The organism is Burkholderia stabilis, assembly GCF_001742165.1.
In the GTDB taxonomy this organism is placed as follows: Bacteria; Pseudomonadota; Gammaproteobacteria; order Burkholderiales; family Burkholderiaceae; genus Burkholderia; species Burkholderia stabilis.
This window is the reverse complement of the sequence record NZ_CP016443.1, coordinates 159,220-173,231: the sequence shown is the minus strand read 5'-3', so window position 1 is coordinate 173,231 and position 14,012 is coordinate 159,220. Positions and strand designations below refer to the sequence as shown.

The 14,012-nt window shown below is 69.0% G+C and carries 9 protein-coding genes and 1 pseudogene; 4 read left to right on the top strand and 6 right to left on the bottom strand.

Annotated features, from left to right (window positions below):
* Window positions 1-70: 70 nt before the first annotated feature.
* The 3 genes from xsc (at window position 71) to BBJ41_RS18880 (ending at window position 3,804) form a co-directional block, all read left to right on the top strand.
* Window positions 71-1,888 (top strand): sulfoacetaldehyde acetyltransferase, encoded by a 1,818-nt coding sequence (gene xsc / locus BBJ41_RS18890; protein ID WP_069747885.1) that lies wholly within the window; start codon window positions 71-73, stop codon window positions 1,886-1,888.
* A gap of 117 nt (window positions 1,889-2,005) precedes the next feature.
* On the top strand, window positions 2,006-3,040 hold the full coding sequence (pta, locus tag BBJ41_RS18885) for a phosphate acetyltransferase (protein ID WP_069747884.1): 1,035 nt from the start codon (window positions 2,006-2,008) through the stop codon (window positions 3,038-3,040).
* Window positions 3,037-3,804 (top strand): sulfite exporter TauE/SafE family protein, encoded by a 768-nt coding sequence (locus BBJ41_RS18880; protein ID WP_069747883.1) that lies wholly within the window; start codon window positions 3,037-3,039, stop codon window positions 3,802-3,804. The genes pta and BBJ41_RS18880 overlap by 4 nt, the downstream gene beginning before the upstream one ends.
* A gap of 34 nt (window positions 3,805-3,838) precedes the next feature.
* Here the strand turns inward: BBJ41_RS18880 and BBJ41_RS18875 are convergent, their stop codons facing one another.
* Window positions 3,839-5,560 carry a cobaltochelatase CobT-related protein gene (locus tag BBJ41_RS18875; protein WP_069747882.1) on the bottom strand — a complete coding sequence of 574 codons (1,722 nt, stop codon included), beginning with the start codon at window positions 5,558-5,560 and terminating at the stop codon, window positions 3,839-3,841.
* Entirely contained in the window at window positions 5,557-6,543 is a 987-nt protein-coding gene (locus tag BBJ41_RS18870; protein ID WP_069747881.1) for an AAA family ATPase, read from the bottom strand. The genes BBJ41_RS18875 and BBJ41_RS18870 overlap by 4 nt, the downstream gene beginning before the upstream one ends.
* A 192-nt stretch (window positions 6,544-6,735) precedes the next feature.
* Between BBJ41_RS18870 and BBJ41_RS18865 the strand changes: the two genes are divergently transcribed.
* Complete coding sequence (locus tag BBJ41_RS18865; RefSeq protein ID WP_069747880.1) at window positions 6,736-7,488, top strand: IclR family transcriptional regulator; 753 nt, start codon at window positions 6,736-6,738, stop codon at window positions 7,486-7,488.
* A 26-nt stretch (window positions 7,489-7,514) separates the two neighbouring features.
* Here BBJ41_RS18865 and BBJ41_RS18860 read toward each other — a convergent pair whose 3' ends face one another.
* From BBJ41_RS18860 to BBJ41_RS18845, 4 genes and pseudogenes are all read right to left on the bottom strand, one after another.
* Complete coding sequence (locus tag BBJ41_RS18860) at window positions 7,515-8,462, bottom strand: dimethyl sulfoxide reductase anchor subunit family protein (RefSeq protein WP_069747879.1); 948 nt, start codon at window positions 8,460-8,462, stop codon at window positions 7,515-7,517.
* Between the two features lie 37 nt (window positions 8,463-8,499).
* A complete protein-coding gene (locus BBJ41_RS18855) occupies window positions 8,500-9,246 on the bottom strand; it encodes a 4Fe-4S dicluster domain-containing protein (protein WP_069747878.1) in 747 nt (248 codons plus the stop codon).
* A 16-nt stretch (window positions 9,247-9,262) separates the two neighbouring features.
* Window positions 9,263-12,199 (bottom strand): molybdopterin oxidoreductase family protein, encoded by a 2,937-nt coding sequence (locus tag BBJ41_RS18850; protein WP_069747877.1) that lies wholly within the window; start codon window positions 12,197-12,199, stop codon window positions 9,263-9,265.
* Window positions 12,200-12,422: 223 nt separating this feature from the next.
* Window positions 12,423-13,846 (bottom strand): annotated as a pseudogene (locus tag BBJ41_RS18845) (amino acid permease).
* Between the last annotated feature and the right edge of the window lie 166 nt (window positions 13,847-14,012).

Below are 14,012 nucleotides of genomic sequence, written 5' to 3'. Positions count from 1 at the left end.
TGACCGGCTTTCACCAGCCAATAGCATCTGGAACAAGACGTTCCGTTAATCGAAAAATCGGAGACAACCCATGAGCGAACAATCCACCTCCCAGCGCGTTTCGGCCAACGGCCCGCAGGACATGACGCCGTCCGAAGCCTTCGTCGAGACCCTCGCGGCCAACGGCGTGACCGACATGTTCGGCATCATGGGCTCCGCGTTCATGGACGCGATGGACATCTTCGCGCCGGCCGGCATCCGCCTGATCCCGGTCGTGCACGAACAGGGCGCGGGCCACATGGCCGACGGTTATGCGCGCGTATCGGGCCGCCACGGCGTCGTGATCGGCCAGAACGGCCCCGGCATCAGCAACTGCGTGACGGCGATCGCGGCCGCGTACTGGGCGCACAGCCCGGTCGTGATCGTCACGCCGGAAGCCGGCACGATGGGCATCGGCCTCGGCGGCTTCCAGGAAGCGAACCAGCTGCCGATGTTCCAGGAATTCACGAAATACCAGGGCCACGTCACGCACCCGGCGCGGATGGCCGAATTCACCGCGCGCTGCTTCGACCGCGCGCAGGCCGAGATGGGCCCGACGCAGCTGAACATCCCGCGCGACTACTTCTACGGCAAGGTCAAGGTCGAGATTCCGCAACCGCGCAAGCTCGATCGCGGCGCCGGCGGCGAGCAAAGCCTGGACGACGCGGCCGAACTGATCGCGCAGGCGAAATTCCCCGTGATCATCTCGGGCGGCGGCGTCGTGATGGCCGACGCGATCGAGGAATGCAAGGCGCTCGCCGAACGGCTCGGCGCGCCGGTCGTCAACAGCTACCTGCACAACGACTCGTTCCCGGCGAACCATCCGCTCTGGTGCGGCCCGCTCGGCTATCAGGGCTCGAAGGCCGCGATGAAGCTGCTGTCGCGCGCCGACGTCGTGATCGCGCTCGGCTCGCGCCTCGGGCCGTTCGGCACGCTGCCGCAGCACGGGATGGACTACTGGCCGAAGGACGCGAAGATCATCCAGATCGACGCCGACCACAAGATGCTCGGCCTCGTGAAGAAGATCTCGGTGGGCATCTGCGGCGACGCGAAGGCCGCCGCGGTCGCGCTCACGCAACGCCTCGACGGCCGCACGCTCACGTGTGACGGGTCGCGCGGCGATCGCGCCGACCAGATCGCGACCGAGAAGGCCGCATGGGAAAAGGAACTCGACGACTGGACCCACGAGCGCGACGCGTACAGCCTCGACATGATCGAGGAACAGAAGCATGAGCAGACCTTCAACGGCGGCCGCTACCTGCATCCGCGCCAGGTGCTGCGCGAGCTCGAGAAGGCGATGCCCGAGGACGTGATGGTGTCGACCGACATCGGCAACATCAACTCGGTCGCGAACAGCTACCTGCGCTTCAACAAGCCGCGCAGCTTCTTCGCGGCGATGAGCTGGGGCAACTGCGGCTACGCGTTCCCGACGATCATCGGCGCGAAGGTCGCGGCGCCGCACCGCCCGGCCGTGTCGTATGCGGGCGACGGCGCGTGGGGCATGAGCCTGATGGAAACGATGACTTGCGTGCGCCACAACATCCCGGTGACGGCCGTCGTGTTCCACAACCGTCAATGGGGCGCGGAGAAGAAAAACCAGGTCGACTTCTACAACCGCCGCTTCGTCGCGGGCGAACTCGACAACCAGAGCTTCGCGGCGATCGCACGCGCGATGGGCGCCGAAGGGATCACGGTCGATCGTCTCGAAGATGTCGGCCCGGCGCTCAAGCGCGCAATCGACATGCAGATGAACGAAGGCAAGACGACGATCATCGAGATCATGTGCACGCGCGAACTCGGTGATCCGTTCCGCCGCGATGCGCTGTCGAAGCCGGTACGCATGCTCGACAAGTACAAGGACTACGTGTAACGCCGCGTCGTTGACGCTCCCGCTTCCGGCCGTGCGCACCCCGCGCGGCCGGAACCCGGCCGGACGCCGTGCCCCGTGCGGGCCGCCGCATCCGGCCTTTTTTACTTCGAATTCCCGATGAAAGCCCTCGACCGCATTCTCGAATCCGCGCGCCGCCAGCCGATGCGCATCGCGCTGTGCGAAGCCGACGATCCACGCGTACTGCACGCGGCCGCACGCGCGACGCGCGACGGCATCGCGCGCGTCGTGCTCGTCGGCAACCGCGCGGCGATCCACGCGGCAGCCGCGCGCGACGCCGTCGATCTCGACGGCATGACGCTCGTCGATCCGGCCGCATCCGCGACGCGCGACGCGTATGCCGACGCGCTGCATGCGCTGCGCAAGAGCAAGGGCATGACGGCCGACGCCGCGCGCGAAGCCGTGCTCGACCCGCTCTGCCACGCGAACCTGATGGTGCGGCTCGGCGACGCGGACGGCTCGGTCGCGGGCGCCGTGCATGCGACGGCCGACGTGGTGCGCGCCGCAATCCAGCTGATCGGCGTCGACCCGGCATTCCGGATCGTGTCGAGCTTCTTCCTGATGATGCTGTGCGAGCCGTTCCACACGATCAAGGGCGGGCTGATCTTCTCCGACTGCGCGCTCGTCGTCGATCCGGATGCCGACCAGCTCGCCGAGATCGCGATGGCCGCCGCCGACAGCGCGCACGCGCTGCTCGGCGAGGACCCGCGCGTCGCGATGCTGTCGTTCTCGACGAGCGGCAGCGCGCATCACGCGGCGGTCGACAAGGTCACCGCGGCGACCGCGCGCGTGCGCGAGCTGCGCCCCGCGCTCGCGATCGACGGCGACGTGCAGCTCGACGCGGCGATCGTCGCGGAAATCGCCGAACGCAAGATCGCGCATTCGCAGGTGGGTGGCCACGCGAACGTGCTCGTGTTCCCGAGCCTCGAAGCCGGCAACATCGGCTACAAGCTCGCCGAGCGGATCGGCCGCGCGAAAGCCGTCGGCCCGCTGCTGCAGGGCTTGCGCCGGCCCGCGAACGACCTGTCGCGCGGCTGCAGCGCCGACGACGTGTATCACGTGATCGCGGCGACCACCGTGCAGGCGCAGGCGGCCGCGCAACGCGCCGCGACCGGCGAGGCCGCACACGCATGACGGCCGACAAACTGGCGATCCTGATCGCGGTGATCGGCGCCGGCAGCTATTTCCAGACCGTGACCGGCTTCGGGCTCGGGATGATCGTGATGGGCGCGACGAGCGGGCTCGGGCTCGCGCCGCTCGCGACCGTTGCCACGCTGATGAGCATCGTGTCGCTCGCGAACGGCGCGACCGCGCTGCCGGGCCGGCTGCATCACATCGACTGGCGCGCGGTCGGCGCGGCGACGCTCGGCATCCTGCCGTCGGTCGTCGCCGGCGTGCTGCTGCTCGAATGCCTGAGCCGCTCGGCGGCCGACCTGCTGCAATTGATCCTCGGCGCGGTCGTGCTGTACGGCGGCCTGAGCGCGGCGCTGCGCCCGACACCGCTGACCGAACGCTCGGACAACCGCAGCTTCTTCGTCAGCGGCCTGTTCGGCGGCTTGCTGAGCGGGATGTTCGGCGTGTCGGGGCCGCCGCTGATCTTCCAGTTCTACCGGCAACCGCTGACGCTCGTGCAGATCCGCTGCGCGCTGATCGTGCTGTTCACGACGACCTCGGCCACGCGCGTGCTGTACAGCGCGTGCGAAGGCCAGCTCGATCGCGACATCTGGCTGCTGGCGGCGCTGGCCACGCCGGTCGTGATGCTGATGACGATCGCCGCGCGCCATTACCCGCCGCCGCTGTCGCCCGTCGCGACGCGCCGGCTCGCGTTCGGCGTGCTGATGGCGATCGGCGTCGGGCTGATCGCAACCTCGCTGCCGCCGCTGCTGCACCGGGCCTGATCCGCATTCGGCTTCACTGCCCGGCTCCACACATTCATCGCCGCGCGCCGATCCAGCCGGCGATTTCGACGAGCCGCTTCATGTCCGGCGCCGATGCGAGATCGATCGCGAGCCGGTGCCGGTAGTACGGGCCGAGATCGAGCCCGACGCCGAGCCCGAGGATTTCGACGCGGCCGGCCGCCTCCTGGCGCGCGACGACCTGCTTCAGATGGTTGTCGAGGTAGTACGGATCGTTCGCGAGCGCGGTCGCGCCATCCATCGGGCTGCCGTCCGAGATCACGACGAGAATCCGCCGCGCCTCCGGCCGCGCCGCGAGCCGCGCGCATGCCCATTCGACCGCTTCGCCGTCGATGCCTTCGCGGAACAGGTCGGCCTTGAACAACGCGGCAATGCCCGTGCGCGCGTGCCGCCACCGCGTGTCCGCGTCCTTGAACACGAGATGACCGGTTTCGTTGAGCCGCCCCGGATGGCGCGGCTTGCCGCGCGCGAGCCAGTCCTGCCGCGCGCGGCCGCCGTTCCATGCGAGCGTCGTGAAGCCGAGCACTTCGGTCGCGAGGCCCGCCGCGTCGCCCGCGCGCGCGAGCGTGTCGACCATCAGCGCGACGCCGTCGATCCACGCCTTCATCGAACCGGAGCAGTCGATCAGGAATGCGAGCGCGCAGTCCGCGTGCGGCTTCACGCGCTCCAGCCGGAACAGCCGACGCTCGGCCGGCGAACTGACGAGCTGCGCGAGCCGGCGGCCGTCGAGCCGCCCATGCTCCTCGCCGAACGACCAGCCGTCGGCCTGCGGCACGACGAGCGCCGCGCGCAGCACGCCCGCCAGCCGCGTGACGTTGATCCGCTGCGCGGCGACCTGCGCGTCGAGCCGGTCGCGATACTCGCGCAGCAACGCCGCGCGAATCTGCACGGCCGGCCGCAGCTCGCGGTCGTAGCGCGTCGTGTACGCGCGATAGGTTGCATCGCTGCCGTGCAGCACGACGCTGTCGCCGGTCTCCACGAGCGCCGGCAGGTCGATGCCCGTGTCGTCGAAATCGACCCACAGCGAGAAATTCGTCAGCGCGTCGTCGGGTTCGCGCGCATCGTCCGCTTCCGGGTCGACGACGGCCGCGCGCGCCGCGCGGATCATCGCCGCGATGCATTGCGCGAGCGCCAGCGCATGCGCGGCAAATTCGCGCTGATCGTGCCGGCAGCGCCGCAGCCCGGCGAGCTGCATGCCGATCTCGGGCACGATCGCCGCGCGCGACGCTTCGATCAGGTCTTCCGTTTCGTCGAGCACGGGCCAACCCGACAGCCGCGACCAGGCGATCTGCGCGACCGTGTACACGAGAATCCCCACGTGCGTATCGGCCTGCCCCGACCGGTGAAACGCGCGCGACCAGGTTTCGAAGCGATGGCGCAGGTTCTGCACGACGCCGCGCATCGCCGGCGGCGCCAGCGATTCGCAGCGCAGTTGCTCGAGCATTTCGAACAGCACGCGTTCGACCGGATCGTCGCCCAGGCGCGCGCGATGCAGGTCGGCATCGGAATGCAGGATGCGCAGCGCAGCGCCATCGGCCGCGCCGCGCCACGATGCGATATCGTCGTCGGCCGCCTGCGCGCGCAGATGCGGCGCATGGATCGGCAGCGGCCGCAAATCGCGGCACACGCGGCCGGCGCGGTAATGCAAGGCCGGATCGCGCGTCAGCGCGCGCACGGTCGACGCGCCCAGCGCTTCGCGCACCGACGCGCGGCGCGCGGCGTCGCGATCGGCGCTCACCGCCCCGCTCCCGGCTCGCCGCCGGCGCGCGACGCCACCGCCAGTTCCTCGCCGAAACAGCGCTGGTAATACTCGGCGACGACCGGCCGCTCGGCGTCGTCGCATTTGTTCAGGAACGTGAGCCGGAACGCGAGCGCCGGATCGCGGAAAATCTGGCAGTTCTCGGCCCAGTTGATGACGGTGCGCGGCGACATCAGCGTCGACAGGTCGCCGGTCGCGAAGCCGTTGCGCGTCAGCTCGGCAACGCTCACCATCGATTCGAGCAGCGGGCGGCCGGCTTCGTCCGCGAGTTCCGGCACACGCGCGCGCACGATGCCGATCTCCTCGTCGCGCGGCAGGTAGTCGAGCGTCGCGACCACGTTCCAGCGGTCCATCTGCGCGTGGTTGAGCATCTGCGTGCCGTGATAGAGCCCGTTCAGGTTGCCGAGCCCGACCGTGTTCGCGGTCGCGAACAGCCGGAACGACGGATGCGGATGGATCACGCGGTTCTGGTCGAGCAGCGTGAACTTGCCGTCGCGCTCCAGAATCCGCTGGATCACGAACATCACGTCGGGCCGCCCCGCGTCGTATTCGTCGAAGATCAGCGCGACCGGGCGCTGCAGCGCCCACGGCACGATCCCTTCCTGGAACTCGGTCACCTGCACGTCGTCGCGCACGACGATCGCATCCTTGCCGACGAGGTCGAGCCGGCTGATGTGGCCGTCGAGGTTCACGCGCACGCACGGCCAGTTCAGGCGCGCGGCGACCTGCTCGATATGCGTCGACTTGCCGGTGCCGTGCATGCCCTGCACGAGCACCCGGCGGTTGCGCGCGAAACCCGCGAGGATCGCGAGCGTCACGTCCGGGTTGAAGCGGTATGCGTCGTCCACATCCGGCACGTGATCGTCGCGCACGCTGAACGCGGGCACCATCAGGTCCGAATCGAACCCGAACCGTTCGCGGACCGACACCATCCAGTCCGGCTTGTTCGCCACCCCATCCATTGCGTTGCGCTCCTGTCGTTGCATATTGGTTGCGCGGGCATCGATCGACACCGCCCGCGCCGGTCATGTTGATGGAACGATTCGTTCCGTTGCGGAGAATTCGGGCCGACCCGGCCGGGCGCACGCCCCGCGCGGCCGGCCTGCCGGGCCGTTCGGTACAATGGCCGCAGTCCAGTTTCCGGAACGCCCGACATGCTTCCCGCGGATACGCCCACGCTGCGCGCCTTCGCGCTGCTCGAACATCTCGTCCAGGCCGGCGATGCCGTGTCGCTCGCCGATCTCGCGCGCGAAGTCGATATTCCGAAAGCGTCGCTGCACCGGATGCTCGCGTCGCTCGAAGCCGGCGGCCTCGTGATCCGCGAGCCGGGCCGCAAGAACGCCTACGCGATCGGCCCGCGTCTCGCGCGGCTCGGCACCGGCGTGATGCTGCATGCGGGCGCGCGCCGGCTGCGTCATGCGATCCTCGAACGGCTCGTCGCCGATCTCGGCGAAACCTGCAACCTGACCGCGCTGCACGACACCGACGTCGTCTATCTCGACCGCGTCGAGGCCGACTGGCCGCTGCGGCTCGACCTGAAGCCCGGCTCGCGCGTGCCCGCGCACTGCAGCGCCAGCGGCAAGCTGCTGCTCGCACTGCTGCCGAGCGACGAACGCGCGGCGCTGGTGCGCGCGATGGCGCTGCCGCGCCATACGCCGAACACGATCTCCGACCCGGAACTCCTCGAAGCCGAACTCGACCGCACCGCGCACAAGGGTGTCGCGATCGACAACGAGGAATTCGTCGCGGGCATCGTGTGCATCGCCGCGCCGATCGTCGGCGACGACGGCGCGTGCATCGCGGCGGTGGCCGTCCATGCGCCCGTGTCGCGCGCGCCGCTGTCGCGTCTGCTCGACTGCGTGCCGCGCCTGCAGGAAGCGGCCCGCGCGCTCGCGCAAACCTTCTAGCGCAGCGCGGCGGCGCGCACGCATCGTCATGACGCGCGCTGGTAGTAGATGTTCTGCGGATGCCGCGCATCCGCGAAGAAGAACCAGCGCTCCGCGACCAGCCCTGCATACTGGATCAGGAACGCCGCGCCGAGCGCGACGGCCGCCGCGGCCGACGTCGGCGCGAGCGCACCCGCACCGGTCAGCACGAACGGCACCGCGAACGCGCCGATCAGGAAACCGGCCTTCACGGCGCGCAACGTGCCGTTGCCCTGCCCGTGGAAAAACTCCCGCGTGTTGAACGCGCTGGCCGTGAAGCCGCGCGACTTCTGCTCGACCTTCGCGTTGCGGATACCCGTCGCGCTTTGCACGGTCGACTTCGGCCGCAGCCGCGCGTTGCGCGCGAGCGATGCGAGCCGCGTCGCACAACCCGCGAGCGTCAGCACGCAGGCGGCCGCCGCGAGCCGGCCGACCAGCGACGGCGCGAGCCATGCGGCGCAGGCCGTGGCAAGCGTGCAGCCGGACGCGCAGCCGAGCAGCACGAAGTTCACGAGCGTCAGCGGGCTCGCCCATTCCTGCAGGAACCGCAGGCACGCGTAGATCATCGCGGTGCACACGAACAGCGCGACGCTCGCAAGCGCCCCCACCGCCCCGATCAGCAGCGTGCCGGGCCAGCCGAACGCGTGCGCGGCGCCATACGCGAATGCGCACGCGAGAAACACCGGCAGCGCGATGCATTCGCGCGACAGCCACGACGTGCGCCACATCGCGATCGCGCGCCACGCGCGCTCGGGGTGGCCGAGATGGAAGAACGACGCGAACAGGCCGAGCACGCCGAGCGCCACCGACAGCGCGGCGCCGGTCACGTAGAACGCGGCGGCCACGTCGACGCCGGCCAGCCGCGCCAGCGCCTCGACGATCACGAGCGTCAGCAGCAGGCCCTGTGCGGCGCCGCACAGCGTGGTGAGAAAAACGACCGAAAAGGCTGGGCGCATGGGAACTCCGTATGGTTCTGAATGAAAGTCGCTGCGCTCAGCGCTGCGTCGCGAGCGAAACGAGATCGATGTCGCCGCGTGCGGCGCGCGACTCGAACGATTCGTCTGCGTCGCGGCCGCCCGACGTGCTGCCGCATCCGCCGCCGCTGCCGCACCCGCACGACGCTTCGGTCTTCACGCGCGGCAGGTAGTGGTTCGACGGCCGCGTGCCCCATTCGGGCATCAGCGCATAACCGCCGCGCTCGCGAATCGCGCGCGACACGTCCGACTCGGGATCGTGCACGTCGCCGAACAGCCGCGCCGAGGTCGGGCACGCGAGCACGCAGGCCGGCTTGCGGTCGCGCTCGGGCAGCGCTTCGTTGTCGATGCGATCCGCGCACAGCGTGCACTTCGTCATCTCCTTGCGGCCTTCGTCGAGCTCGCGCGCGCCGTACGGGCACGCCCATGCGCAGTACTTGCAGCCGATGCACTTGTCGTAGTCGACCAGCACGATCCCGTCCGACTTGCGCTTGTAGCTCGCGCCGGTCGGGCAGACGGGCACGCACGGCGGGTCCTCGCAGTGCAGGCACGACTTCGGGAAGTGGATCGTGTCGGTCATCGGGAACACGCCGGCTTCATACGTCTGCACGCGGTTGAAGAACGTGCCGGACGGGTCGTCGTCGTACGGGCGCAGGTCGGCGAGGCTGCCGGCCTCGCCCGACGTGTTCCATTCCTTGCAACTCGTCACGCAGGCATGGCAGCCGACGCACACGTTCAGGTCGATGACGAGGGCCATCTGGGTCATGGTTGTGCTCCTTCGATTAGCGATCGTCAGACTTCGGGCCGGTTGCCGCCGCGCGCCGCAGCCGCGCGGCGAATGCGCCGGTGCCCGCGAAATACGCCTGCACGCGCTGCAGCACGCGGGGCGTGCCCGGCAGCGCCGGCATCGGCGCGAACTGCGGCAGCGTCGTCGCGGCATCGGCTTCGGCCGGATAGATCCGCACCTGCACGTCGTACCAGCCGGCCTGCCCCGTGACCGGATCGGAGTTCGACATCCGCGCCCCCGCGCGCGCCGCATCCGGCAGCTCGTCGGTAATCACGTGATTGAGCAGGAAGCCGCGCTGCGATTCGCCCGCGGAGGGGCCGAGGTTCCATGCGCCGGCCGCCTTGCCGATCGCGTTCCAGGTCCACACGGTGCCGGGCTCGACGGCCTCGCTGTAGCGCGCGCGGCACCGCACCTTGCCCCACGGCGATTCGACGTAGATCCACGCGCCGTCCTCGATCTGCTGCGCGGCGGCCGTCAGCGGGTTCACGAACAGGTGGTTCTCGCCGTGGATCTGCCGCAGCCATGCGTTCTGCGAATCCCACGAGTGGTACATCGCCATCGGCCGCTGCGTGATCGCCGCGAGCGGATAGCGGCTCGCATCGGTCAGCCCGCTTTCGAGCGACCGGTGCCAGAACGGCAGCGGATCGAAGTAGCGCGCGATGCGCTCGCGCAGGTGGTCGGGCGGCTGGCGGCCCGACGTGCGGCCCTGCGCGGCGAGGCGGAATTTCTGCATCACGTCCGAGTAGAGCTGGATCACGATCGGCACGCCGAACTTGCGCATCCCGTTGTCGACCGCCCACTGCATGTACGGGCCGTTGCAGTTGCGCATGTACTGCAGCGGCTCCGGCAGCCGGTGGTGATACACGCAGTTGTTCTCCGCGTAGCGCTTCCACTGGTCGGGGTTCGGCTCGCCGACGACGGCCTTGTCGCCGTCCTTGCCGCGCCAGCCGATCAGAAAGCCGGTGCCCGACTCCGGCGCGGTCTGGAAGTTGATGACGAAATCCGGATAGTCGCGGTACTTGCGCTGCCCGTCCGCGGTCGTGAAAGCCGGAAACTTCAGCCGACTCGCGAGCTCGATCAGCACTTCCTGGAACGGCTTGCATTCGCCGGTCGGCGGCACGACCGGCACGCGCACCGAGTCGACCGGCCCGTCGAATTCGGAGATCGGCCGGTCGAGCACCGACATCACGTCGTGACGTTCGAGGTAGGTCGTGTCGGGCAGGATCAGGTCGGCGAACGCGGTCATCTCCGACGCGAACGCATCGCACACGACCAGGAACGGAATCCGGTATTCGCCGTCGTCGCGCTTGTCGACCAGCATCTTGCGCACTTCCGTCGTATTCATCGACGAATTCCACGCCATGTTGGCCATGAAGATCAGCAGCGTGTCGATCGGATACGGGTCGCCGCGCCACGCGTTGGTGATGACCGAATGCATGAGCCCGTGCACGGCGAGCGGGTATTCCCACGAGAACGCCTTGTCGAGCCGCGCGGGCGTGCCGTCCGGATGGATGAACAGATCCTCGGGGCCCGCCGGCCAGCCGAGCGGGCCGGTGGCGAGCGGCGTGTTCGGCTTGATCTGCGCCGGGTCGTTCGGCGGTTTCGCCGACGGCGGCACCGCGCGCGGATACGGCGCCTTGTGCCGGAAGCCGCCCGGCCGGTCGATCGTGCCGAGCAGCGACATCAGCACGGCGAGCGCGCGGATCGTCTGGAAGCCGTTCGAATGCGCGGCGAGCCCGCGCATCGCATGGAACGCGATCGGCACGCCCTTCACCGTCGCATGCTCCTTGCCCCACGAATCGGTCCAGCGCACCGGCAGCTCGATCGCCTGCTCGCGCGCGACCGTCTCCATCTCGCGCGCCAGGCGGCGGATCGTGTCGGCCGCGATGCCGGTGATGTCGGCGGCCCATTCGGGCGTGCATCCGGCCACCTGTTCGCGCAGCAGCGTGAACGACGGCGCAACGGGCGTGCCGTCGTCGAGCGTGTAGCGGCCGTCGAGCGCCGGCTCGGTGCCTTCCGTGTGATGCAGCACCGCGCGATGGGTCTTCGTGTCCCACCACATCCGGTTCTGCGGATACAGCGCGTTGACCTCCGGCGCGCCGGCGTCGCGCACGAACAGCCCGAACGTGTCGGCGCCGTCGCGCTGGTCGACCAGCTCGGCCGCGTTCGTGAAGCGCGACACGAATTCGAGATCGAACGCATCGCGCGCGATCAGCTCGTGCATCAGCGCCATGAACAGCGCGCCGTCGGTGCCGGGGCGGATCGGAATCCATTCGTCGGCGATCGCCGCGTAGCCGGTGCGCACCGGGTTGATCGCGATGAAACGGCCGCCCGCGCGCTTGAATTTGCCGAGCGCAATCTTCAGCGGATTCGAATGGTGATCCTCCGCGGTGCCGATCATGAAGAACAGCTTCGCGTTGTCGAGATCGGGCCCGCCGAATTCCCAGAACGAGCCGCCGATCGTGTAGATCATCCCGGCCGCCATGTTGGCCGAGCAGAACCCGCCGTGCGCCGCATAGTTCGGCGTGCCGAACTGCTTCGCGAACAGGCCCGTGAGCGCCTGCATCTGGTCGCGGCCGGTGAACAGCGCGAAACGCTTCGGGTCGGTCGCGCGCAGGTGCGACAGCCGCTTTTCGAGCACGTCGAACGCGACTTCCCACGATACGGGCTCGAACTGCGCGTCGCCGCGCTCGGCGCCCGGCTTGCGCATCAGCGGCTGCGTGAGCCGCGCGGGCGAATACTGCTTCATGATTCCCGACGAACCTTTCGCGCAGATGACACCCTGGTTCAGCGGATGCTCGGGATTGCCGTCGATGTAGCGCACTTCGCCGTCGCGCAGGTGCACGCGGATGCCGCAGCGGCATGCGCACATGTAGCACGTCGTCGTCTTGATCTCGGCCTGCTCGTCGCGCTCGCGTGCCCGGTGTTCCATCGTCTGTCCTCGTTCGCGGATGACGGCGCGCCCCGCCGGGGCGCACCCGTGAATCGGTTCAACCATGCTAGTCGCGCCGGCCGCCGACATAAAGTCGCATCCGCCGATCGGTCCTATCGGCCGGCCTGATGATTGGCCGGCCATCCATCGGGCCGCCGCCGGCGCCGCATACGCGAAGGCCCGGCGCGCGCGCCGGGCCTTCGGCGTCATCCGTTACCGCGCATTACCGCGGCGGATACGCCAGCAGCTCGCTTTCGTCGAGATGCTCGCGGCGGCTGCGGCGCGTCAGCCCGTACGCGACGACCAGCACGCCGAGGCTCGCGACGCCGAGCCAGAGCGGCTTGCGCTGGTCCGGAATGAACGCCATCGCGACGAGAATCCCGATCATGCCGACGATCGCGACCCAGGTGAGGTACGGATACGCCCACATCTTCACGCGCAGCTTGCTGGTCGCCACCGGGTCGAGACGCTTGCGCAGGCGCAGTTGCGAGAACGCGATCAGCACGTACACGAACAGCGCGACGGTGCCGTACGAATTGACCAGGAACGCGAACACGGTGTCAGGCGACACGTACGACATCACGACCGACACGTAGCCGAACACCGTGCCGAGCAGGATCGCGCGCACCGGCACGCCGCGCTTGTTGACCTTGGCGAGCGCGGCCGGCGCGTCGCCGTGGCGGGTCAGTGCGAACAGCATCCGCGATGCCGCGTAGAGGCCCGAGTTGAGCGCGGACAGCACGGCCGTCAGCACGATCGCGTTCATCACGTTGGCGGCGGCCGGCAGGCCCATCACTTCCAGCGCGCTCACGTAAGGCGTGGCCATCTGCGCGGAATTCCACGGCACCAGCGCGACGACGAGCGCGACCGAGCCGACGTAGAACACCAGCACGCGGGTGATCACCGAATTGGTTGCCTTCGCAACGGCCTTGGCCGGCTCCTTCGCTTCGGCCGCCGCGATCGTGACGATCTCGGCGCCGAAGTAGAACCCGGTGGCCGCGACCGCCCCGCTCATCACCGGCCCGATGCCGAGCGGCATGAAGCCGCCGTGGCCGAGCAGCGTCGGCAGCACGGACGTCGTGTGCATCGATGCGGGCCACAGGCCGAGCACGTAGAGGCCCCGAGGAACAGGAACACGATGATCGCGCCGACCTTGATCGACGAGAACCAGAATTCGAACTCGCCGTAGCTGCCGACCGAGATCAGGTTCGTGAGCGTCAGCACGACCAGCAGCGCGAGGCTGATGATCCACGCGGGCGTGTCGGGCAGCCAGAACTGGATCAGCTTCGCGCCCGCCACCGCTTCGAGCGCGACGACGATCACCCAGAAATACCAGTACATCCAGCCGGTGAGAAAGCCCGCCATCTTGCCGGGCCCGCGCCAGTTGCCGAACGCGAGCCGCGCGTATTCGTAGAACGAACCGACGGCCGGCATCGCGCACGCCATTTCGCCGAGCATCCGCATCACGAGCACGACCAGCCCGCCCGTAATCAGGAACGACAGGATCGCGGCCGGCCCGGTCTGCTGAATCACCACGCCGCTGCCGACGAACAGCCCGGCACCGATCACGCCGCCAAGCGCGATCATCGTCATGTGGCGCTGCTTGAGCCCGCATTTCAGGTCACTCTGGTTCATCGAGGGTTGCATGTCTTCTCCATATCCAGTTGTCCGGCGCTGCCCGCTTCACCGCAAGGGCGAACGCGGGCACCGCCGGCGACGGCGCGTACAGGGGCGCCTGCAGCCCCGGCCGCACGGATTTCTGTTGCTTTTCTTGTGTTGGATTGCCCGGCGCGAGCGCATTGCGCCGGGTGGT